This is a genomic window from Streptomyces sp. NPDC046900 (assembly GCF_040644975.1).
GTDB lineage: Bacteria > Actinomycetota > Actinomycetes > Streptomycetales > Streptomycetaceae > Streptomyces.
In genome coordinates this window covers 19,100-40,941 of sequence record NZ_JBEYXD010000055.1, presented here as the reverse complement: position 1 = coordinate 40,941, position 21,842 = coordinate 19,100, and the positions used below count along the sequence as shown (strand labels likewise).

Sequence of the window (21,842 nt, the reverse complement as noted above, 5' to 3'; positions counted from 1 at the left end):
ATAGGTCCTATTACTCACGTGCCCGTTCCGAAACAAGCTGTTTATCGGAATAGCTCTTGCACTTCACAGGTCCCCCCTACTGTCTTCACGGCGGGTCTACTGGTGGTAACTCACCGTTGCGCGCACAGGGGGTAATCGGGGTCTGGGGGATCTTTTGCTCACGTCTGTCTTCATAGCCGCGGTCTCACTGGCCCTGTTCTGGATGGCGGCCTTCACCCTGTGGTGGCAGATGCACGCGTGGCGTACGCCCGAAGTGCTGGCCTCCACCCGGTTCGGCAGACCGGACGGCGGCGAACACCTGTCGTTCTCACTGCTGTTGCCGGCGCGGCACGAGCGGGCCGTGCTGGACCACACCGTCCAGCGGCTGCTCGAGTCCTCACACGCCGACTTCGAGATCATCGTGATCGTCGGGCACGACGACCCCGAGACCACGGAAGTGGCCGAGCGGGCCGCCGCCCGTGACCGGCGCGTCCGGGTCGTCGTCGACACCCACGAGAAGAAGAACAAACCCAAGGCCATGAACACGGCGCTGCCGCACTGCCGCGGCGACGTCGTCGGGGTCTTCGACGCCGAGGACCAGGTCCACCCGGAGCTGCTCGCCCACGTCGACCACGCGTTCCGCACGACCGGCGCGGACGTCGTCCAGGGCGGGGTGCAGCTCATCAACTTCCACTCCAGCTGGTACAGCCTGCGCAACTGCCTGGAGTACTTCTTCTGGTTCCGTTCCCGGCTGCACCTGCATGCGCAGAAGGGGTTCATCCCGCTCGGCGGGAACACCGTCTTCGTGCGCACCCGCGTCCTTAGGGAAGCGGACGGCTGGGACCCCAACTGCCTCGCCGAGGACTGCGACCTGGGCGTGCGCCTGTCCAGCGTCGGCAAGAAGGTCGTCGTCGCCTACGACTCCGACATGGTCACCCGGGAGGAGACCCCCGGAAGCCTCATGTCACTGCTCAAGCAGCGCACCCGCTGGAACCAGGGCTTCCTGCAGGTGTACCGGAAGAAGGACTGGAAGCAACTGGCCGCCTTCGGGCAGCGGCTGCTCGCCCGGTACACGCTGATGACACCCTTCCTGCAGGCCTTCTCCGGCGTGGTCATCCCGCTCAACGCGGCCGTCGCGCTCTTCCTCGACGTGCCCGTCGGCGTCGCCTTCCTCACCTTCCTGCCGCTGGTCACCGCCGCGGTCACCTTCGCCTTCGAGGTGGTCGGGCTGCACGACTTCGGCAAGCAGTACGGCCTGAGGGTCCGCCTCATCCACTACCTGAAACTCGTCATGGGCGGGCCCTTCTACCAGGTCCTCCTCGCCGGGGCCGCGATCCGCGCCGTATGGCGCGAGCAACGCGGCCGAAACGACTGGGAGTTGACCACGCACGTCGGCGCGCACCTCATCGCGGCCGAGACCATCCGAGAGGACGTTCCTGCGTGACCTCCACACTTCCCGCGGTGACCGCAGCGAAGGTCCCCGCAGGGCGCCGACCCGTGCCCGAAACGCCTCCGGCCGGCCGGGCACGGCCGCCGGTACGGCTCCGCTCCTCCCGCCCCGACCTGCTGCTCTGCGGTGCCCTGCTCGCCGTGATGCTCGTCGTCCAGGGCTGGAACATCGCCGGCTACCCGACCCTCAGCGACGACGAGGGCACCTACCTCGCCCAGGCCTGGGCCGTCCAGCAGGGCCGGGGCCTCGCCCACTACACCTACTGGTACGACCACCCGCCGCTCGGCTGGATCCAGATAGCCCTGCTCAGCCGGCTCCCCGCGGCGATCAGCCCCGGCTCGATGACCGTCGGCACCATGCGGATCCTCATGCTCGGAATCAGCGGCGTCAGCGCGGTCCTCGTCTACGTCCTCGGCCGCCGGCTCTCGCTGCCCCGCTGGGCCGCCGGACTCGGCATGGCCCTGCTCGGACTCTCCCCGCTCGCGGTCGTCCTCAGCCGGGAGATCTTCCTCGACAACATCGCCGTGACGTGGCTGCTGCTGGCGTTCTGCCTCGCCGCCTCGCCCAGCCGCCACCTCTGGCACCACTTCGGCGCGGGCCTCGCCGCGGCCGCGGCCGTGCTCACCAAGGAAACGATGTTCGTGGTCCTGCCCGCCCTGTTCGTCACCATGTGGCGGCACAGCCACCGCGACACCCGCAAGTTCGCCCTCACCGGTGCCGTCACCGCGTGCGCCCTGATCGGCTTCTCCTACCCGCTGTTCGCCCTGCTGAAGGGCGAGCTGTTCCCCGGCGCCGGACACGTGTCCCTGTGGGACGGCATCACCTACCAGATGTCCCGGCCGGGTTCGGGCTTCATCCTCGACGGGCGCTCCGGCTCCTACGGCGTCCTGCACTCCTGGCTGTACTACGACCGCGTCCTGCCCCTCGGCGGCCTCGCCGGAGCCCTGCTCCTGCTGCTCACCCGGCGCTGGTCGGTCACCGCCCGCGCCCTCGCCGGCCCCGCGCTGACGGTCGCCGTCCTGGCCGCCGTGGCCCTGCGCCCCAACGGCTACCTGCCCGCCATGTACATCATCGGCGCGCTGCCCTTCCTCGCCCTGGTGCTGGCCGGCGGCACCGCCTCCGTCGTCCACGCGGTCGTGCGCCGCTGGCGGGCCGACAGCAAGAGCCGGTACCTCACCGGTGGCCGGTACGCGCTCGCCACCGTCCTCGCCCTCGCCGCCGGGACCTACGTCGTACCGCACTGGTACGACGGCGACCGCACCGCCGTCACCGCCGACGCCAACAAGCCCTACCGGCAGGCCTCCCACTGGATGAGCACCCGGGTGGCGGACCCGGAGGACACCCGGGTCCTCGTCGACGACGCCCTCTGGCTGGACCTCGTGCACGCCGGGTACCGGCCCGGGCTCGGCGCCATCTGGTTCTACAAGGCCGACCTCGACCCGGCCGTCACCAGGACCATGCCGCGCGGCTGGCGGGACATCGACTACGTCGTCGCCTCGCCGACCGTGCGCCGCGACGCCAAGGACCTGCCCAACGTCAGGGCGGCGATCCAGCACTCCACGCCGGTCGCCACCTTCGGCACCGGACCCGACCGCATCGAGATCCGGCAGATCCAGGCCGTGGGAGCCACCAGATGAGCGAGTACACCGCACCCATACCCGGCCTCGACGCCGTCGAGGTACCGGAGCCCGGCGCCGTCACCATCGTCGTACCCACCTTCAACGAGTCCGCGAACGTCCGGCAGTTGCTGCACCGGATCACCGAGTCGGTGCCCGCGCGGCTGCCCTGCGAGGTCCTCTTCGTCGACGACTCCACCGACGACACCCCCGAGGTGATCTGGGTGGCCGCCCGCCACTGCCCGTTCCCGGTGGCCGTACTGCACCGTGAGGAACCCGTCGGCGGGCTCGGCGGAGCGGTCGTCGAGGGGCTGCGGGCGGCCACCTCGGACTGGATCGTCGTCATGGACGGCGACTGCCAGCATCCGCCGTCACTCGTACCGGAGTTGGTGGCCACCGGAGAGCGGACGAACGCTGGGCTGGTCGTCGCCTCCCGGTACACCGAGGGCGGCAGCCGGGCCGGGCTCGCAGGCAGCTACCGGGTGGCCGTCTCACGCGGGGCGACCTGGCTCACCAAGGCCCTCTTCCCGCGCAGGCTGCACGGCATCAGCGACCCGATGAGCGGCTTCTTCGCCATCCGGCGCAGCGCCGTCACCGCCGACGTGCTCCAGCCGCTCGGCTACAAGATCCTCCTGGAACTGGCCGTGCGCAGCTGCGCCCGCCGGGTCGCCGAGGTGCCGTTCGTCTTCCAGGACCGGTTCGCCGGCGAGTCCAAGTCCACCGCCCGGGAGGGCTTCCGCTTCCTGCGCCATCTCGCCGGGCTGCGCGCCGCCTCACCGGTCGCCCGAATGGTCGGCTTCGGGCTGATCGGCGCGAGCGGATTCGTCCCGAACCTGCTGAGCCTCTACGCCCTCACCGCCGTCGGCATGCACTACGTGCCCGCCGAGATCCTCGCCAACCAGCTCGGGGTCGCCTGGAACTTCCTGCTCATCGAGCAGCTGCTGTTCCGCGACCGGCGCGCGCACCGCCGCTGGTGGGACCGGCTCGGCCGGTTCGCGCTGCTCGCCAACGCCGACCTGGTGCTGCGCATCCCGCTGATCGCCCTGCTCGTCGGCCGGTTCGGCATGGGCGCCCTGCCGGCCACCGCGCTCGCGCTGGTCATGACGTTCGTCCTGCGCTTCGCCGGCACCGAAGCGCTGGTCTACCTCCCCCGCCGCCGGGGGAGCCGAGCAAGGAGAGCCGGGTGAGAGTCACGTACCGCAGGCGGACCGCGCTGGCCGGGGTGGGCGCCCTGACCGCCGGTCTGCTCCTCACCTCACCGCAGAGCGCCGAGGCAGCCAACCTGATCAAGAACCCCGGCTTCGAGACCGCCGGTACCGACGGCATGCCGAACTGCTGGGAGAGGTCGGGCTGGGGCGACAACGACTTCGGCTTCGAGACGACCCCGGACGCGCACTCGGGGTCCACGGCCATGAAGGTCACGCTGACCCGCCGCGTCGACGGCGACCGCAAGGCGCTGATCACGGAGTCCGCCGACTGCGCGCCGGCCGTGTCCGTCGGCAAGCAGTACGACCTCGGGCTCTGGTACAAGACCACCACCCCGGACGCCAACATCACGCTCTTCCGGCACGACACCACCGCCGGCTGGCAGTACTGGACCGACCTCAAGACCCTGGACATGGCGTCGGCCTGGACTCAGGCCACCGTCCGTACCCCCGAGGTCCCGGCCGGCACCGACCGCATCACCTGGGGTGTCTCCGTCTACGGCACCGGATCGGCGACCACCGACGACTACACCATGGACCAGGTCCCGGACGCCGTCCCGCAGGCCCAGTGCACCGGCACGGACGACCAGTGCGCGAACGGCAGCTGGTCGGTCCTGCCCACGCAGAACCCGGTCCGCTCCATGCACTCCGTCGTCCTCGACAACGGCAAGGTGCTGCTGATCGCCGGGTCCGGCAACAGCGAGGAGAACTTCGACGCGGGCACGTTCACCTCGGCGGTGTACGACCCGGCGAACGGCACGTACAAGGTCGTCCCGACGCCGAAGGACATGTTCTGCGCGGGCCATGTGCAGCTCCAGGACGGGCGGGTGCTGGTCCTGAGCGGCAACAAGGCGTACCCGGTCGCGGGCGGCCATGGCTACGAGGGGTTCAAGGACTCGTACATCTTCGACCCGGCGACCGACACCTACAGCAGGACCAACGACCTCAACGACGGCCACTGGTACCCCTCGGCGACCGAGCTGGGCAACGGTGACGTCATCACCTTCGGCGGGCTGCGCGAGGACTCCACCGGCTCGGTGACCGCGGAGAAGTTCTCCTCGGCGCAGAACCAGTGGCTGCCGCTGTCGCAGGTCAACCAGACCTGGTCGTACTGGGGCCTGTACCCGTCGATGATCCTGATGCAGGACGGCCGCCTCTTCTACACGGGCAGCCATGTTTTCGGCAACAACATCCCCGGCACGGGCTCGGCGATCTACGACTACGACGCCAACACGATCACGCAGATCCCGGGGCTGCAGAACAAGGACGAGCGCGACCAGTCGGCGAGCGTGCTGCTGCCCCCGGCGCAGGACCAGAAGGTCCTCACCATCGGCGGCGGCAACATCGACTCCAACCCCGACGCGGGCCGGCTCACCGACCTGATCGACCTCAGGCAGCCGAACCCGTCGTACGTCGCCGGGCCGCCGGTTCCGCAGGGCACGGTCGACCTCGGCAACGGGCCGCAGCCGGAGACCGGCAACCAGGGCAAGATGTACGTCTCCGCCGTGCTGCTGCCCGACGGCAAGGTGCTGGAGACCGGCGGCGCCCTGCACAACCGCGCCGACCCGGTCCACGAGTCCTCGCTCTACGACCCCGGCACCAACACCTTCGACCCGGTGGCCGCCGACCCCGAGTCCCGTGGCTACCACTCCTCGGCGTTCCTGCTGCCCGACGGCCGGGTGATGGCCACCGGCGACAACCCGGGCAACGGCAGCTGGAACCACAACGTGTCCATCTACACCCCGCCCTACCTCTACAAGGGCACCCGCCCGACGATCACTTCGGTGATCAGCCAGGAGTGGAAGTACGGCGAAACCCAGCGGATCACGGTCGACCGCCCGATCGCCGAGGCCGAGCTGATCCGTCCCGCGGCGGTCACCCACTCGTCCGACCCGAATCAGCGGTTCGTGGACCTGCCCCTGTCGGTCGACGGCGACAACGTCGACCTGAACGTCACGAACAACCCGGACATGGCCCCGCCCGGCTGGTACATGCTCTTCGCGGTCGACGCCAACGGGGTGCCCTCGGTGGCCAAGTGGGTCCATCTGACGGGCCCGGCCGCCCTGAGCGCCGCGTCCCCGCACGTCCACGCCTTCGCCGACTCCCTGTCCGGCAAGGTCTCCGGCCCCGCCAGGAAGCGCGCCTCCCAGCAGGTCAGCCCCACCCTCTCCGGCTGCGACCGCCACTACGGCTCCGCCAACGTGTGCGTGCCGACGGTCTTCCCGCCGAGGGTGAAGAAGACGGCCCGGGCGCGGTGCGACTGGCTCCGGCAGAACGACTACGGGCGGTTGAAGGTCAACGGGGCCGACGACCCGCTGGGGCTGGACCGCGATCGCAACGGGACCGCGTGCGACAAGGGGGATGTGACCCGGCGCTAACCGTGCTCCGCCAGGGCGCGCTCCACGATGGCCTCCAGCTGGTCGTGGTGCGCGCCCTTCCAGTAGGCGCGGCCGCACTCCGTGCACTGGGCGAAGACGTCGTAGGAGCGCTGGGTGCCGCCCTTGAGCTGGTCGGCGACTTCGGCCTTGCCGGCCTGTTTCAGCAGGCCGTTGCAGGCGGTGCAGCGGGTCCAGGGACGCAGGTCGGGGGAGAATCGGCCGAGGACGTCGTGCAGCTGGTCCTCGGGGCGGGTGCTGTAGACGAACGCGCCGGCCCACAGTTCACGGCGGTGCAGCAGACCCCGGTCGCGGCTGAGCATGACCCGCTTCTCGGCCGCCGAGCGGGTGGCGAGCGCGGCGTCGCCGATGTCCGGGAAACCGGTCGGGACGGCCGACCTCGTCGGACAGCCCCTCCTGGCCACCGAACCCGGCTGTGCCTACCGGGACTTGTTCGAGCGGGAGCTCACCTCCCTGGCCCCGGTGGACTTCATGGAGTTCGGCACGATCGAGGCCACCAAACGCGCGGCGGCGGCCGGGCTCGGGATCTCGCCGCCGCCCGAGGTGACGGTCGCCGCCGAACTCGCGGAGGGTTCTCTCGTACGACTGCGGTGGGAGCCGCCGTTCACGATTCGCACGCAGCTGGCGTGGCGGGCCGGGAAGCGGCTTCCGGCGCACGCCCGGCTGTTCGTGGCGCAGGCGCGGCGGCTCGTGGCCGAGGAAGCGTGACGCGCAGGCTCGCCGTCACGATCAGCGGGACGCCGAGCGCCTGGACGAGCCCGATGCGATGGCCGTACACCGCCCAGTCCATGACCATCGCGACGGCCGGGTAGACGAAGGCGAGTACGGCGATCTTCGCGGTCGGCAGCTTGGCGTAGGCGGCGTACATCAGGACGTACATCAGACCGGTGTGGATGATCCCGAGGCCGGTCCCCCGCCACCCCCAGTCCGCGCCCTCCCCGCGCATCGCGCCGAAGTCGGCGAAGGGCAGCAGCAGGGGAATGCCGACGACGACCTGGACGAGGGCGATGAGGTGCGGGCGTACCCCGGTGATGCGCTTGGTGACCAGGGTGGACAGACCGTACAGGAGCGCGGCAAGGAGGGCCTGGCCGACGCCGACGACGTACGAGCCGCCGTTCGCGAAGTCGCCCGGGGTGACGCCCGAGACGAGGATCAGCCCGGCGGAGGCGACCGCGACCCACCCCACTTTGGCGGCCGTGAGCCGCTCGCGGAACAGCAGGGCGCCCAGCAGGACCACGTAGAACGGCTGGGTGTGATACACGACCGTCGCGACGGAGATCGATGTGTTCTCGTACGCCTGGAAGAGCAGGACCCAGTTGAAGACGATGAACACGCCGCCCAGGACGGCCAGGCCCAGGGTGCGTGGGGTGAAGCCGTGGTCGCGCAGCCAGCCGCGGGCGACGACGTAGGCGCCGAGGGCGAGGGCGCCGAACAGGACGCGGAAGAAGACGACGTCGAAGGGCGAGGCGCCCGACTCGACGACGAAGACGCCGAGGGTGGGGAACTGGTCGTTTTCGGGTGGGCAGGAGCGTGTGTGGGTGTGCAGGAGCATGTACGGGTTGGTGGTGTTGTAGCGCGCACACGTCGTCGGACATTGATGTCAGTGCCGGCTCGTACTGTTCTTCCTGTTGCTGCTCAAGCGTGATGGAGGGAGTACATCGATGCCCGACGAGTCGCTGCGCACGATCGCTGCCCCCTTCGTGGCCGTCGGCCCGTCCGGCGTGGCGATCCGCACCCGCCTCAAGCACCTGAGCGCCGACGACGAGCAGGTGCTGCGCCTGGTGGGCACGCACCTTGGCTCGCTGGCCTCGAAGGACCTCAAACGCCGGTGCGCCGACGGTCTGGAGCACTCCGCGCATAGGTGGGCGGAGCGCAAGCGGGCCCTGACAGAGGAGGCTTCGTCGCGCTGGGCCGGGAGCATCACCAAGGCCACGCACGATCAGTGGGCGCTGTCCAGGCGTGCCCAACGCGCGCACATCCAAAGCCTTCAGGCGGGCGTGCGGACGATCGCGCACCGCCTGTCCCTCCCGATCGGAGAGAAGGGAAACAAGCGTGCGCCCGGCGGCTACCGCAGCGCACAAGAGTGGTTCGCCAAGACCCGGCGCCTGCAGGTACTTCAAGACCGGCTCAGTGCCGAGCAGGCCGACCACGCCGTGGGCCGCGTCCGGGTTGTGCGCGGCGGGAAGCGGCTCGCGCGCAACCGGCACCACCTGCACGCCGCCCAGCTCACGCAGGCCCAGTGGCGGCAACGCTGGGAAGCATCACGCTGGTTTCTGCAAGCGGACGGGGAATCGGGCAAGCGGTTCGGCAACGAGACGATCCGCGTCACCCCGGACGGCGAGGTGTCGCTGAAGCTGCCTGCGCCGCTTGCCCACCTGGCCAACGCCCCGCATGGCCGGTACACGTTCACTGGCGCTGCCCTCTTCCACCACCGGGGCGAGGAGTGGGCCGACCGCATCACCACGAACCGGGCCGTGGCCTACCGCATCCACTACGACACAGACCGCTCCCGCTGGTACCTCACCGCCTCCTGGACCATCCCACCGGTCAAAACCGTCCCCCTGTCCCACGCCCGCACAGGCGGCCTGATCAGTGTCGACACCAACGCCGACCACCTCGCCGCCTGGCGCCTCGATCAGCACGGCAACCCATGCGGCGAGCCGCGCCGGTTCTTCTACGACCTGTCCGGCACCGCGAACCACCGTGACGCCCAGGTACGGCATGCACTGATCCGGCTCCTGCACTGGGCCCAACGCCACGGCCTGTCCATCGCGATCGAAGACCTCGACTTCACCGCGGAGAAAACCCGGGAGAAACACGGCCGCCAGAAGCGGTTCAGGCAGGTGATCTCCGGCATGCCCGTATCCAAACTGCGGGCCCGGCTCGTCAGCATGGCGGCCGAACTCGGCATCACCATCATCGCCGTCGACCCGGCCTACACCAGCAGGTGGGGCGCCCAGCACTGGCTGGGGCCCCTCACTTACACGACCAGGAAGACCACCCGTCACGATGCCGCGAGCATCGCGATCGGCAGGCGCGCCCTCGGGCACCGCATCCGGCGACGGACGGCACCGCCCCCACACGACCAGAGCGATCGTGCGGGGCATCGGACCGCTCAGGCCAGACGCGGCACCCGCGGGCGTGAGGGAACCCGCCCCCGCATCCCCGGACCACGGACACGATCCGTGTCGCCGGACGCGGCGCGAACGCGGGAGACCAGTGCATCCACCACCGTTCGGGATGCGCCAGTTGACCAGGATTGGGTACAAGACTCACTCCTGCTCACTGACTAGGAACGGTGCCGGAGAGCACCATCGCGGTCGTCAGCTGGGCCGTTCTCTTGTTCTCGGAGGTCATGTCCAGGACGCTACGAGCGGGCGGTACGGCCGGTCCACGCGGCAGTGGGGCGTCCTGCCGATGGGGTCATCGGCCCCGCCGATGGCGGCAGGCCGTCCCCGATGCCTACAGGTTGTACGCCGGCAAGCCTCCCGAAGCGGACAATGCGCCCCTGGGCCGGAACCCGCCCGGGCCGGACACTTACCTCGCATGACGACTGCTCCTGCCAGCTCAGCCACCACGATCGTCCCCGAGTACGGTGACCGGGTCATCGCCGTCGAGACGGCGGGCTCGGAACCCATACCCGACGCCGAACGGCACGGCAGCCCGCTGCAGCTGCTGTGGACGTGGGCCTCCCCGAACATCGAGTTCGCGACCGTCTACATCGGCGTGATCTCGGTCCTCTTCTTCGGCCTGGACTTCTGGCAGGCGACCGCGGCCATCCTCCTCGGCACCGTGCTCGGCGCGCTCACCCAGGGTGTGCTGTCCCTGGACGGGCCGCGCTTCGGCGTCCCGCAGATGGTGATCGGCCGCTTCTCCTTCGGTTTCCTGGGCAACATCCTGCCGTCCGGGGTCAACGGCCTGGTGGCAGGCGTCGGCTGGTTCGCGGTGAACAGCGTGAGCGCGGCCTTCGCCCTCAACACCCTCACCGGCCTGCGCCCCCTGCCCTCGCTGCTGCTGGTGGTGGCGGCGGAGATTCTGATCGGCTTCATCGGCCATAACTTCGTGCATGTATTCGAGAAATACGCGTTTCCCGCGCTCGCCGTCGTCTTCCTGTTGGCCGGCGTGTGGACGTTCAAGGACGCGCACCTCGGCGGGGGCGGCTCAGGTGGAGGTGGTGGCGGCTTCCTCCTTGCGGTCAGCACCGCCTGGGGCTACGCGGCGGGCTGGAACCCGTACGCGGCGGACTACTCGCGCTACCTGCCGCGGACGGCGAACCGCTTCAGGACGGTCCTGTTCCCGGCGCTCGGCCTGTTCCTTTCGGTCGCGGTGGTCGCAGTGATCGGCGCGGCGTCGGCGACGATCGTCGCCCCGAAGGACGCCACCCCGACGGCGGCCTTCACCGGCCATCTGCCGGGCTGGCTCGGCGACCTGGTGCTGCTGGCCATCATCCTCGGCGCGATCTCGGCCAACGCCCTGAACATCTACTCGGGCGCGATCTCGATCACCGCGCTCGGCCTGAAGCTCCCCGCGTGGCTGGGCCGGAGCACGCTGGTCGTGGTGTCGGGCGTGGCGGGTACGGCGGCGGCGTGGGCGTCGCTGTCGGACGCGGGGTCCGCGTACGAGGCGTTCCTGCTGATCATCGCGTACTGGGTGGCACCGTGGCTCGGGGTCATCCTGGTGGAGCGGTGGCTCCAGTCTCGTACGGCCACCGGCGAGGAGCTGGCGTGGCGGCTGGGCGACCGCTCCTACACCAACTGGCCCGGGCTGGCGGCCCTGTTGATCGGCGTGGCGGTGTCGGTCCCGCTCTTCTCCAACCAGGAGAAGTACGTCGGCTGGGTCCCGGAGCACTACCCGTCCTTCGGCGACATCACGCCCCTGGTCGGCTTCGTGGTGAGCGCCGGGCTGTACGCGGCGCTGCGGCGGTTGACTCCTGGCGCAGCACCAGTTCCAGCAGCCCCGGAAACCGCGCGCTGAACTCCGCCCGGCGCAGCCGGTTGACCCGCCTCGGTCCCTCGTCGCGCTGCTCGACCAGACCCGCCTGCCGCAGGACCGCGAAGTGATGGCTGAGGGCCGCCTTGCCGACTGGTACGTCGAAGCTGCCGCAGGTGCGGGACCAGTCGGCGGAGGCCGCCAGATCCCTGACGAGCGTGAGGCGTATGGGATCGGCGAGGGCCGTGAGAGCGGTCTGGACGGGGACGTCGTCCGGGTGGGTGTGCTCGGGCGTGGCCCGATGACTGGTGCGTGCCGGCACGCTCGCCTCCCTCGCCGCCTGCGCAGTGTGCTGCGCTTGCCTAGTGTTCGATGAAAACCATACACTCCCGAGTGTTCGCTTTCCGTTGAACACTCGCTGAGGAGTGTGCCATGCGCGCGGTCGAGTTCCAGGAGTACGGCGGTCCCGAGGTCCTGAAGGTGGTGGAGGCGGACGTGCCCGAGCCGGGCCCCGGCGAGGTGAGCGTCGACGTGGCGTACGTGGGCGTGAACTTCGCCGACCTCAAGGCCCGGTCGGAGGGCTATCGCGTGCCAAGTCTCCCCTTCCGGCCGGGACTTGAGATCTCGGGCCGCGTGCGAGCGGTCGGCACCGGTGTCACCGGCCTCGCCGTCGGGCAAAAGGTGGCCGCGCTGACGCAGGACGGCGCGTACGCGGACGTCGTGGTCGCCGACGCGGGGACCGTCTTCCCGCTGCCGGCCGGGGTCGCTCTGCGCGCCGGCGCCACGCTGCCGTCGGTGCTGCCGACCGCCTACGCACTCGTCCACACGGTCGGCCGGCTGCAGCCCGGCGAGACGGTCCTCGTGCAGGGCGCGGCGGGCGGAGTCGGCACCGCGGTGGGCCAGTTGGCCAAGGCGGCGGGCGCGCGGGCGGTGTACGGCGTGGTGTCGAGCGCCGCGAAGGCCTCGTACGCGCAGGAGTACGGCTACGACGAGGTGTTCGTCGGCGAGTTCGAGCAGGCGGTGGGGGCGGCGACCGACGGCCGGGGCGTCGACCTCGCCCTGGACCCGGTCGGCGGCGAGACGCTCCGCGCGAGCCTGGCGTCGCTGGCCCGCTTCGGCCGCCTGGTCTCGTACGGCAACGCGAGCGGGGAGCCGGCCTGGACGGTGGGCCAGCCGGAGCTGTACCCCCGCGGGCTGTCGGTCGCCGGCTTCTCGATCCTCACCCTGGCCCAGACGGCTCCGGAGGAACTGCGCACCCTGACGGAACAGGCCTTCGCGACCGCAGTGGACGGAACCGTGACCCTGCCGGTGACGGCGGAGTTCGGCCTGGAGGAGGCGGCGCAGGCGCATCGGCTGATGGGGGCGCGGACGAGCACGGGGAAGCTGCTGCTGCGGGTCGCCCGCTGACGTGCCGACGATCCGCAAGAACCGCTACGGCTGCTGAGGCCGGTACCCGGTCGGATCCCCTCTGCGACCGGGGTTCGCCTTCGATTCCGGCTTCTGTCAGCCCACGGTGATTGAGTCCAGCTTCTCCCGCAGATACACATGCGAGTCGACCGGCCCGTACGCCACCCGCCCCACCGGAGCGGGAACCGACTCGACGACGGTCCCCGGGGTGCACTCGCCGAAGTAGACGAGTGACATCAGCTCCTCGGCGGGTGCGTCGGCCGGGGGCGGCAGGACGCGGTGGCGGCCCGAACGCCAGCGGTCGCCCGTCCAACGGGCCATCAGATCCCCGATGTTGATGGTGAACGCCTCCGGGTCGTACGGCGCGTCCTCCCAGCCGCCGTCGTCCGTGTAGACCTGCAACCCGCCCTTGCCGGCCTGCCGGTCGAGGATCGTGACCGTGCCGAAGTCGGTGTGCGGGCCGATGCGGAACTGGCCCGGCTCCGGCTCGCCCATGACCTCCGTCCCCGGATACCAGTTGATGTTGAAGCCGTAGGTGGGGTGGTCCATGTGGCGCGTGAAGAAGTCAGGTTCCAGGCCCAGGGCCTCGCCGAGCAGCGCCAGCAGATGGTTCTCCAGCTCCCCCATCCGCGCCAGGTACTCCTCGCACAGCACCCGCAGCTCCGGCACCTCCCCGGGCCAGACGTTCGGCGCATACCACTCCGCGTTGATCTCCGGGTCCTCGAACGGCTCGTGCGTCGCGAAGGTCAGCGACTCCTTGAGGTCGGGCGGGGTCTCGGTCCCCTCGGAGTAGCCGTTGGCCTCGGCGCCGGGGCCGAGCCAGCCGCGCCCGCCGACCTTGGCGGCGTACTTCTCCTTGAGCTCGGCGGGCAGCGTGAAGAACGTCCGCGCGGCCTGACGGATCCGGGCACGCAGGGACGGGTCCACGCCGTGGCCGGTGACCAGTAGGAATCCGGCGGTCTGGAGGGCCTCGTCGACGGTACCGGCTGTGCGGGCGCGGGCGTCCGGGTCGCCGTCCAGCCACGGCCGCAGATCGATGGTGGGGATACGGGGCTCAGTCACTTCCGATGTCCTCATTCCACAGAGCCGGGTTCTTCTCGATGAAGTCGCGCATCAGTGCCGCGCACTCGCTGTCGTCGAGGAGGACCACCTCCACACCGTGTTCCACGAGCCAGTCGTGGCCGCCGTGGAACGTGGTCACCTCGCCGACGACCACCCGGGAGATGCCGAACTGGCGGACCAGGCCGCTGCAGTACCAGCACGGCGAGAGGGTGGTCACCATCGTCGTACCCCGGTAGGAGCGCTGGCGGCCCGCTGCGCGGAAGGCGGACGTCTCCGCATGCATCGACGGGTCGTCGTCCTGGACGCGGCGGTTGTGGCCGCGGCCGAGGAGGGTGCCGTCCGCGCCATAGAGCGCGGCGCCGATGGGGATGCCTCCCTCGGCGAGGCCTGCGCGGGCCTCCGCGACGACGGTGGCGAGCCACTCGTGTGCCTGTGCCTGATCCATCCCTTCACTCTGCGTCGGCCGAAACACCGGGGCAACGTGCGGAAAGTACTCTCCGGGCAACCCGCAGCCGGACGAACTGTCGCCCTGGAGGCTCTCGTGCCCGCACTCACCCTCCGCGAGATCCTGGCCCTCGACCCGGTGCGGGCCGCCGAGCCCGAGCTGCTCGCGGGCGAGGGCTTCCTCGACCGCCCGGTGCGCTGGGTGCACTCCAGTGAGGTGTACGAGGGCGCGAACTTCCTGGACGGCGGCGAACTGCTCCTGACGAACGGGTTCGGGCTGACGGACGCCGGCGAGGAGATCCGGCGGCGGTATGTGCGCGAGCTGGCCGCGCGGGGCGCGACGGGGCTCGCGGTGGAGGTGGGGCGGTCGCTGCCGCACATGCCGGACGAGGTGAAGGACGAGGCGCGGCGACTCGGGCTGCCGCTGCTCGCACTGCACCGGGTCGTGCCCTTCGTACGGATCACCGAGGCCGCGAACCGGGCGATCGTGGCCCGCGGGTTGTCCGGGCGGTCCGTCGTACGGCCCTGGGGCGGCGACCACACGGCCGCCCTGCTCGCCGACCTGGCCGACGGGCAGGCCCTCAACCAGCCCGAGGTGGAGGCGCGGGCGGCCCTCGCCGGTTTCCAGGCGGGGCCGGGGGCGCGGCTGGTCGGGGTGTCGGTGCAGGGGGCGCGGGACGCGGGGATCGTGGAGCGGGCGGTACGGGCGCTGGGCGGGGGCGGGGTGCTGCGGGCGGTGTTTCCGGGGGACGTGCTGGCGTTGCTCGCCTTGCCCGGCGCAGACGGGCGGGCCGCCGTACGACCGGGTATCGCACGCGACCCGGTGCGCGCCGTGCAGGACGCGTTCCGTGCCGCCGCCGAGGCCGGGCTGACCGTGGCGGTCGGGCATGCCGTGGCGGCGGGCGGCGGCTGGCAGCGGTGGAGCGAGACGCTGCGGGCGGCGCGTACGACGCTGGAGCTGGCCCTGACCGTGCCGTCCGCCGAACCGTCCGCCGACGGGGGACCGCTGGTGACGTCGTCCCGCGCGCTCACCCTCGAACGAGAGCTGACCCGCGGCGGCATGGACGCCAACCGCGACCGCCTCTCCCGCCTGGTCCAGCACAGGCTGGGCCCGCTCCTTGCCTGGCAAGCGGCGCACCCCAGCGATCTGACCCGCACCCTGGAGGTCCATCTGCGCCACGGCTGCTCGCCCACGCGCACCGCGGCCCTCCTGCACATCGGCCGCCAGTCCCTCTACCAGCGCCTGGACCGCATCGAGTCCCTCCTCGGCGTGGAGATAGCCGACCCCGACCTGCTCGGCGACCTGCTCACGGCCCTGTGCGCGCACCGCATCGTGCGGGGCGCACCGGCCACGACTCAGGGGCTGCGGACGGTGGCGTGAGGAGGCCGTGCCCCGCCCCGGGCAACGCCGCGCCCTGTGACCACCCTCCGCGCGGCCCCCGCCGATCGTGATCATCCCGCCGTCCACGGCGAGCCACCACGGATTGTCGAGAACGGCCACGTCCTTGGCGCTGCGCAGCGATTTCAACGCACGAGCCCGCGCGACGGCATCGGCATACGGCGAGTCGCCGCCAGCCAGCTTCCACAGCTGGAGATCTTCGACGGCCTCACGGGCAAGCGCAGGTCGCAACACCCGGCCGGCGGTGACCTGCCGTCCCTCGCGGCACCAGGCGGCGAGCCGCAGCGCCGCGTCGAAGAGCGGAACACTCCGCACGGCAGCGACAAGGTCCCCTCGCGCAGCCAGGGTCACCGGGCGCAGCACAGGCACATCCTCGGCAGGCCCGTCGACTCCGGCATCGACCGGATCGCCCACCCGGCACTGCCCACAGGTACACAACGCCACGTCCTCGGCGTTCAGCCGACCAACACCGCCGCGCCCGGCCCGATCACCGGCCGGCGACTTCTGGGTGCCCGACATGCCCAACAGGGTGCAAACCGCGGCACCACGCTCCGCGTCGGCCAGTCGCTGGTGGATGTCGATCAGCAGAACGTCACGGCTGGTGAACCGTGGGTTCCGGCGCGGTACTTCGCCCCAGATCGCACAGCGCGTCTCCGGGGCGGTGGCCACAACACACGAGGAGCGGCGCTGCGTCAGCGCCGGTCTTCCGGGCGGGGAAGAGCGTGCACGTACGCGCGCCAGCCGCCGAATGAGGTGATCTCACGGGCACCCTCGACCGCCTGGGGCTCGCAGAGGAAGCCGGTCACGAAGCTCCCGTCCGCAAGTTCCACGCTGCCGAGCGCCATCGGGCGAGGCAACGCGGCGAGCAGCGCGCCCAGCCCCTGGGCGGGCAGTTGCCACACCTCGGCCTCGATCGTACTACCGCCCTTGCCGACCCGGACCAGACCCGGCTTCGGAGGCAGAGTGTCCAACGCGTACAGCCGGTAGGCGGGCGCGGTCATGGTCGTACGTACCAGCCGTCCTCCCACGGCGAGCAGTTGTCCGTTCAGGGGCTGCCCGGAGAGGTGCGCACCGATCACAGCGAGCCGCAGGGGCGGGGCGGTGAGCAACCCGGCGATCGGCAGGAGCCGCTCGTCCGTGAAGGTGGGGCCGATCAGCATGACGCCGAATGGCAGTCCGTTCACCTCACCCGCGGGAACGGCAACCGCCGCTAGATCGAAGAGGTTGGTCGAGTTGGTGTAGCGGCCGAGCCGGGCATTGGCGCCCAGCGGGTCGGCCGCGACCTCGGCGATAGTCGGGTGGCCCGGTGCAGTCGGCAGGAGCAGTGCGTCCGCGTCGCCCAGGGAGGCCAGGGCCCGGGCGCGGAGGGACGCCACCTTTTGCCGGTCGGCGAAGAGCTGGTGGGCCGGAATGTTCTTCGCTCGGGAGATGATTCCGGCCACGGTCGGGTCGAGGTCTGGCGAGCCTGCGTGCGAGTCGATGAAGGCTCCGACGGCGGTGTAGCGCTCGGCGACGAACGCGCCCTCGTACAGCATCGCTGCTGCCTCGGTGAACGGTGTGAGGTCGACGGGCAGGAGCTCCGCGCCCGCGTCGGCGAGCAGCTGCGCTGCTGCCTGGAACGCCTCAACCCAGCCTGTGTCCAGTTGGCCGAGCTGCTCGGGTTCCGGGACGGCGATCCGCCACGGGCCAGGGCGACGTGGGGCCGGCGCCGTTACTGGGCGCCCGGAGGGCGCTGCCATGAGGGACAGCGCCCGCTCGGCTTCCGGGAGCGTACGGGCGAAGACCGTTACACAGTCGAGCGAGGCGCAGGCCGGAACGACGCCCTCGGTCGGGACCAGCCCGATGGTCGGCTTGAGACCGACGATGCCGTTGAAGGCCGCCGGGACCCGGCCCGAACCCGCGGTGTCCGTGCCGAGCGCGATGTCGGCGATGCCGAGCGCGACAGAGACCGCCGAGCCGGACGAGGAGCCGCCGGACACGCGGTTCGGGTCGACGGCGTTGCGGACCGTGCCGTACGGGCTTCGGGTGCCGACCAGCCCGGTCGCGAACTGGTCGAGGTTCGTGGTGCCGAGGACCACGGCCCCCGCCGCCTTCAGACGGGCCACGGCCGGGGCGTCGGCGTCCGGTATGTACGCATAGGCGGGGCAGCCGGCGGTGGTCGGCAACCCAGCCACGTCGATGTTGCCTTTGACCGCGAACACCGTCCCGGCCAGCGGTAGCCGTTCACCGGCGGCAATCCTCTTGTCGACCGCGGCGGCGTCCGCCTCGGTCTCGGCTTGCGGGCGCAGGCAGATCCACACCTCGGGCCGGTCGACCTGCGCGATGCGCGCGTAGGCGGCCCGTACCCGTTCCACTGCGGTGATCATGCGGCTGCCTCCACGGTCTCGACGGGAGCGATGACGATCAGCGCGGTGCCCGCCTCGACCTGGCTGCCCGGCTTGGTCAGGATCTGCGCGACGATACCGTCGGTGGGGGCCGGGACTCGGGACTCCATTTTCATCGCTTCGAGCGCGAGGAGCGGCTGCCCGGCCGACACGCGGTCGCCGACCTCGACGTTGACCTGCCAGACGGAGGCGGTGAACTCGGCCTCGACCAGGTGGCCGCCCTTGGGGACTGCGACGTCGGTGGCCGGCGGGGCAACCTCTGCGGCCGTCTCCGCGCGGCCGAACTCGCCTGCCACCTCCCAGGCGGTGCGTTCCGCGTCGAACGCCGCGCTCTGCTGGGCTCGGAACTCGGCGACCGAGTCGGCGTTCTCGGCGAGGAACCGCTGGTAGGCGGCGAGCGAGAAGGAGCCCTCCTCGATTCTCGGTACGAACCGGCCGGACGTGATGTCCGCGCGCAGCTCCAGGAGTTCGTCCGCATCGACCGGGTACCACCTGATCCGGTCGAAGAAGCGCAGCAGCCAGGGCCTGCCTGGCTCGAAGGCGCCGCGCTGCTGCCAGCCCGACCACACCTGTGTGGTGCGGCCGACGAACTGGTAGCCGCCGGGACCCTCCATGCCGTAGACGCACAGGTACGCGCCGCCGATGCCGACCGAGTTCTCCGCGGTCCAGGTACGGGCCGGGTTGTACTTGGTCGTGACCAGCCGGTGCCGCGGATCCAGCGGCGTGGCCACCGGCGCGCCCAGGTACACGTCTCCCAGACCCATGACCAGGTACTCGGCGTCGAAGACGGTGCGGTACACGTCGTCGACCGTCTCCAGGCCGTTGACGCGACGGATGAATTCGATGTTCCAGGGGCACCACGGGGCGTCGTCGCGCACGCCCGCCATGTAGCGGGCGATGGCCTCGCGGGTGGCCGGGTCGTCCCAGGACAGTGGCAGGTGGACGATCCGGCTGGGCACCACCAGCTCGTCGGTGGCGGGGAGTTCCTCCTCCTCCACGCGCTGGGCGATCTCGAGGAGCTTGTCCTGCGGCAGGACGTCGGGGTCTGTCTGGATTTGGAGGGAGCGGATGCCCGGGGTCAGGTTAACGATGCCGTCGAGCCGCTGCCCGCCCAGCACCTGTGTGAGCGCGTGGATCCGCATGCGCAGCGCCAGGTCCAGCTGCATCGGTCCGTACTCGATGAGAAGGTTGTCGTCGCCGCTGCGCCGGTACGTGACCGACGGGCGGGCCTCGGTCTGCGCCAGGCGGGCCAGGATACCGCCGTCGACGATGGCCTCGCGATCGGCGCGCGGTGCGGCGGCCGGGTTCCGCCGCAGCCCGGCGGCGGCCTTGGTGGTCACCGGGACGAAGCGGACCGAGTCGCCGGGACGCAGCTGGCCGAGTTTCCAGCGCTGTCCGGTCACGATCGTCGCCGGGCAGACAAAGCCGCCGAGGGAGGGCCCGTCGGGGCCGAGCAGGACGGGCATGTCGCCGGTGTAGTCGACGGCGCCGACGGAGTACGGCGTGTCGTGGATGTTGGACGGGTGCAGTCCAGCTTCACCGCCGTCCGTTCGCGCCCACCGCGGCCTGGGGCCGATGAGGCGTACACCGGTGCGCGCCGAGTTGAAGTGCACCTTCCACTCCGCGGTGTAGAAGTCGCGGATGTCGTCGCCGGTGAAGAACTCGGGGGCGGCGTGCGGGCCTTCGACCGCGCCGATGTACCACTCGCCGCCGAAGGCCGGGCGTCGGCCCGGGGGGACGGCGCAGGTCTGCGGGCGCCGCTCGCCGCCGTGCAGGACGTCACCCGCGCGCAGGGCGCGGCCGCCGTGCCCGCCGAACCGGCCGAGGGTGAAGGTGGCCGCGCTGGCCAGGAACTCAGGCACGTCCAGGCCGCCCGCGAACAGCACGTAGGTGCGCAGGCCGTGTTTGTCGGGCGCCCCGACGGCCAGAATCTGCCCGGCCTCGACGGTGACCGGCTCCCACTGCGGTACGGCGATGCCGTCGATCGTCACGGGTGTGGGTGCGCCGGTGACGCAGACCGTCGTCGGGTGGGTGAAGCGCAGCGAGGGGCCCTGGAGGGTGCACTCGAGGCCGGGCGCGCCCTCGGCGTTGCCGAGCGCGGTGTTGCCGAGCCGGAAGGACAGGTCGTCCATCGGTCCGGACGGGGGGATGCCGACCTGCCAGTAGCCTGTGCGTCCGGGCCAGTCCTGCACGGTGGTCAAGGTGCCCGCCACGAGGACCTCGATGCGCGGCGTCGGGTCGCTGATTGAGGCGAGCGAGGCGGTGGAGTGGGCCGCGAGGCGCACGTCGGCGTCCCGGAGTGCGGCGCGCACCAGGCCGAGGTTGGTCTCGATGCCGTCGAGGCGGGTCGCGGCGAGCGCCGCGTCCAGCCTGCCGAGCGCCTCGGCGCGGTCGGTGCCGTACGCGATGACCTTGGCGAGCATCGGGTCGTAGGAGGTGGTGACCTCGGTGCCGGTCTCCACCCAGGTGTCGACGCGGACGCCCTCGGGGAAGGCGACACGGGTCAACAGGCCGGCGCTCGGCCGGTGGTCGCGGGAGGGGTCCTCGGCGTAGATGCGCGCCTCGACGGCGTGGCCCCTCGGCGCCGGGGGCGCGGTGACGACCGCGGTCTCACCCTGGGCGAGGCGCAGCATCCACTCCACGAGGTCGACGCCGTAGATCTCCTCGGTGACCGGGTGTTCGACCTGGAGGCGGGTGTTGACCTCAAGGAAGAACGCCTCCTCGCGGTCAGCGTCGTAGACAAACTCGACCGTGCCGGCGGAGCGGTAGTGCACGGACGTACACAAGTTGCGGGCCGAGGTGGCTAGCTGCTCGCGAACCGCGTCCGGCAGCCCCGGCGCCGGGGCCTCCTCCAGGACCTTCTGGTTGCGGCGCTGTAGCGAGCAGTCGCGGTCGCCGAAGGTGACGACGTGGCCCTCGCCGTCGCCGAAGACCTGCACCTCGACGTGGCGGGCGCACTCGACGAGCCGTTCCAGGAAGACCCCGGCGGAGGAGAAGGAGGCGGCGGCCACGCGCTGCACCCGCTCCCAGGCGTCGGCGAGGTCGTCGGCGCTGTGGCACGCCTGCATGCCGATACCGCCGCCCCCGCCGGTCGCCTTGAGCATCACCGGGTAGCCGATGTCCTCGGCTGCCACAAGGGCCGCGTCCACGTCGGGCAGCAGTCCGGTGCCGGGGGCGAGCGGCACGCCGGCGGCATGCGCGGCGGCGCGCGCGGTGTGCTTGACCCCGAACAGCTCCAGCTGTTCGGGGGTGGGGCCGACGAAGACCAGACCCGCTTCGGCGCAGCGGCGGGCGAAGCCGGCGTCCTCGGACAGGAAGCCGTAGCCGGGGTGGACGGCGCCCGCTCCGGTGTCCTTAGCGGCCTTCAGGACCAGGGCGGCGTCGAGGTAGGAGTCCTTGACGGGCGCGGGGCCGAGCCGTACGGCCTCGTCGGCCAGTCGGACGTGCTCGGCCCCGCGGTCCGGGTCGGAGTAGACCGCGACGGTGCGCAGGCCGAGCCTGCGGGCGGTGCGGATGATGCGCGAGGCGATCTCACCGCGGTTGGCGACCAGCAGGGTGTCGAACGTCATGG

The 21,842-nt window shown here is 71.1% G+C and carries 15 protein-coding genes and 1 pseudogene; 9 read left to right on the top strand and 7 right to left on the bottom strand.

Features of this window, described 5'->3' with window-relative positions; translation table 11 throughout:
* Positions 1–154 precede the first annotated feature (154 nt).
* From ABZ904_RS35380 to ABZ904_RS35365, 4 genes are read left to right on the top strand one after another with little or no spacing between them, the layout of a single operon-like run.
* Entirely contained in the window at positions 155–1,423 is a 1,269-nt protein-coding gene (locus ABZ904_RS35380; RefSeq protein ID WP_361004415.1) for a glycosyltransferase, read from the top strand.
* Positions 1,420–3,066: a glycosyltransferase family 39 protein gene (locus ABZ904_RS35375; RefSeq protein ID WP_361004417.1), complete on the top strand. Its 1,647-nt coding sequence runs from the start codon at positions 1,420–1,422 to the stop codon at positions 3,064–3,066. The genes ABZ904_RS35380 and ABZ904_RS35375 overlap by 4 nt, the downstream gene beginning before the upstream one ends.
* Entirely contained in the window at positions 3,063–4,232 is a 1,170-nt protein-coding gene (locus ABZ904_RS35370) for a glycosyltransferase family 2 protein (protein WP_361828071.1), read from the top strand. The genes ABZ904_RS35375 and ABZ904_RS35370 overlap by 4 nt, the downstream gene beginning before the upstream one ends.
* Positions 4,229–6,628, top strand: a complete 2,400-nt coding sequence (locus ABZ904_RS35365) for a galactose oxidase early set domain-containing protein (protein WP_361004423.1) — start codon at positions 4,229–4,231, stop codon at positions 6,626–6,628. Before ABZ904_RS35370 ends, ABZ904_RS35365 begins: the two co-directional genes overlap by 4 nt.
* Here ABZ904_RS35365 and ABZ904_RS35360 read toward each other — a convergent pair.
* A pseudogene (locus ABZ904_RS35360) lies at positions 6,625–6,999 on the bottom strand (Mut7-C RNAse domain-containing protein); the annotation flags it as partial. The gene ABZ904_RS35365 and the pseudogene ABZ904_RS35360 sit on opposite strands and share 4 nt — an antisense overlap.
* Between ABZ904_RS35360 and ABZ904_RS35355 the strand changes: the two are divergent.
* Positions 6,947–7,354 carry a substrate-binding domain-containing protein gene (locus ABZ904_RS35355; RefSeq protein WP_361828068.1) on the top strand — a complete coding sequence of 136 codons (408 nt, stop codon included), beginning with the start codon at positions 6,947–6,949 and terminating at the stop codon, positions 7,352–7,354. The pseudogene ABZ904_RS35360 and the gene ABZ904_RS35355 overlap by 53 nt on opposite strands.
* On the opposite strand, the gene ABZ904_RS35350 is transcribed toward ABZ904_RS35355, so the two are convergent.
* Positions 7,251–8,198 carry a DMT family transporter gene (locus tag ABZ904_RS35350; RefSeq protein ID WP_361828065.1) on the bottom strand — a complete coding sequence of 316 codons (948 nt, stop codon included), beginning with the start codon at positions 8,196–8,198 and terminating at the stop codon, positions 7,251–7,253. The two genes, ABZ904_RS35355 and ABZ904_RS35350, sit on opposite strands and share 104 nt — an antisense overlap.
* A 109-nt stretch (positions 8,199–8,307) precedes the next feature.
* On the opposite strand from ABZ904_RS35350, the gene ABZ904_RS35345 reads away from it, so the two are divergent.
* Both ABZ904_RS35345 and ABZ904_RS35340 read left to right on the top strand, forming a co-directional pair.
* On the top strand, positions 8,308–9,939 hold the full coding sequence (locus ABZ904_RS35345) for an IS200/IS605 family accessory protein TnpB-related protein (RefSeq protein ID WP_361828062.1): 1,632 nt from the start codon (positions 8,308–8,310) through the stop codon (positions 9,937–9,939).
* Between the two features lie 253 nt (positions 9,940–10,192).
* Positions 10,193–11,620, top strand: coding sequence for a cytosine permease (locus ABZ904_RS35340; protein WP_361828059.1), 1,428 nt, complete (start codon positions 10,193–10,195; stop codon positions 11,618–11,620).
* Here ABZ904_RS35340 and ABZ904_RS35335 read toward each other — a convergent pair.
* On the bottom strand, positions 11,514–11,897 hold the full coding sequence (locus tag ABZ904_RS35335) for a transcriptional regulator (protein ID WP_361828056.1): 384 nt from the start codon (positions 11,895–11,897) through the stop codon (positions 11,514–11,516). The genes ABZ904_RS35340 and ABZ904_RS35335 overlap by 107 nt on opposite strands.
* A 110-nt stretch (positions 11,898–12,007) precedes the next feature.
* Between ABZ904_RS35335 and ABZ904_RS35330 the strand changes: the two genes are divergently transcribed.
* The gene (locus ABZ904_RS35330) at positions 12,008–12,982 is read left to right on the top strand and encodes a zinc-binding dehydrogenase (protein WP_361828053.1); all 975 of its coding nucleotides are present in this window, start codon (positions 12,008–12,010) and stop codon (positions 12,980–12,982) included.
* A 96-nt stretch (positions 12,983–13,078) separates the two neighbouring features.
* Here the strand turns inward: ABZ904_RS35330 and ABZ904_RS35325 are convergent, their stop codons facing one another.
* A complete protein-coding gene (locus tag ABZ904_RS35325; RefSeq protein WP_361005695.1) occupies positions 13,079–14,059 on the bottom strand; it encodes a 2-oxoglutarate and iron-dependent oxygenase domain-containing protein in 981 nt (326 codons plus the stop codon).
* Positions 14,037–14,489 carry a nucleoside deaminase gene (locus ABZ904_RS35320; RefSeq protein ID WP_361828050.1) on the bottom strand — a complete coding sequence of 151 codons (453 nt, stop codon included), beginning with the start codon at positions 14,487–14,489 and terminating at the stop codon, positions 14,037–14,039. The genes ABZ904_RS35325 and ABZ904_RS35320 overlap by 23 nt, the downstream gene beginning before the upstream one ends.
* A 96-nt stretch (positions 14,490–14,585) precedes the next feature.
* Here ABZ904_RS35320 and ABZ904_RS35315 point away from each other — a divergent pair, with 96 nt between their 5' ends.
* Positions 14,586–15,869 carry a PucR family transcriptional regulator gene (locus ABZ904_RS35315; protein WP_361828047.1) on the top strand — a complete coding sequence of 428 codons (1,284 nt, stop codon included), beginning with the start codon at positions 14,586–14,588 and terminating at the stop codon, positions 15,867–15,869.
* Positions 15,870–16,579: 710 nt separating this feature from the next.
* Here the strand turns inward: ABZ904_RS35315 and atzF are convergent.
* Together atzF and uca are read right to left on the bottom strand one after the other, a co-directional pair.
* Positions 16,580–18,253 carry an allophanate hydrolase gene (gene atzF, locus ABZ904_RS35310; RefSeq protein ID WP_361828045.1) on the bottom strand — a complete coding sequence of 558 codons (1,674 nt, stop codon included), beginning with the start codon at positions 18,251–18,253 and terminating at the stop codon, positions 16,580–16,582.
* A complete protein-coding gene (uca, locus tag ABZ904_RS35305; protein ID WP_361828042.1) occupies positions 18,250–21,840 on the bottom strand; it encodes an urea carboxylase in 3,591 nt (1,196 codons plus the stop codon). Before uca ends, atzF begins: the two co-directional genes overlap by 4 nt.
* Between the last annotated feature and the right edge of the window lie 2 nt (positions 21,841–21,842).

What these genes read in the sequence shown, in the direction of transcription:
- ABZ904_RS35345 (WP_361828062.1), top strand. Translation starts at nt 8,308, where the DNA reads ATGCCCGACGAGTCGCTGCGCACGATCGCTGCCCCCTTCGTGGCCGTC.
- ABZ904_RS35320 (WP_361828050.1), bottom strand. Translation starts at nt 14,489, where the DNA reads ATGGATCAGGCACAGGCACACGAGTGGCTCGCCACCGTCGTCGCGGAG.
- ABZ904_RS35350 (WP_361828065.1), bottom strand. Translation starts at nt 8,198, where the DNA reads ATGCTCCTGCACACCCACACACGCTCCTGCCCACCCGAAAACGACCAG.
- ABZ904_RS35370 (WP_361828071.1), top strand. Translation starts at nt 3,063, where the DNA reads ATGAGCGAGTACACCGCACCCATACCCGGCCTCGACGCCGTCGAGGTA.
- ABZ904_RS35325 (WP_361005695.1), bottom strand. Translation starts at nt 14,059, where the DNA reads ATGAGGACATCGGAAGTGACTGAGCCCCGTATCCCCACCATCGATCTG.
- ABZ904_RS35355 (WP_361828068.1), top strand. Translation starts at nt 6,947, where the DNA reads ATGACCCGCTTCTCGGCCGCCGAGCGGGTGGCGAGCGCGGCGTCGCCG.
- uca (WP_361828042.1), bottom strand. Translation starts at nt 21,840, where the DNA reads ATGACGTTCGACACCCTGCTGGTCGCCAACCGCGGTGAGATCGCCTCG.
- ABZ904_RS35340 (WP_361828059.1), top strand. Translation starts at nt 10,193, where the DNA reads ATGACGACTGCTCCTGCCAGCTCAGCCACCACGATCGTCCCCGAGTAC.
- atzF (WP_361828045.1), bottom strand. Translation starts at nt 18,253, where the DNA reads ATGATCACCGCAGTGGAACGGGTACGGGCCGCCTACGCGCGCATCGCG.
- ABZ904_RS35330 (WP_361828053.1), top strand. Translation starts at nt 12,008, where the DNA reads ATGCGCGCGGTCGAGTTCCAGGAGTACGGCGGTCCCGAGGTCCTGAAG.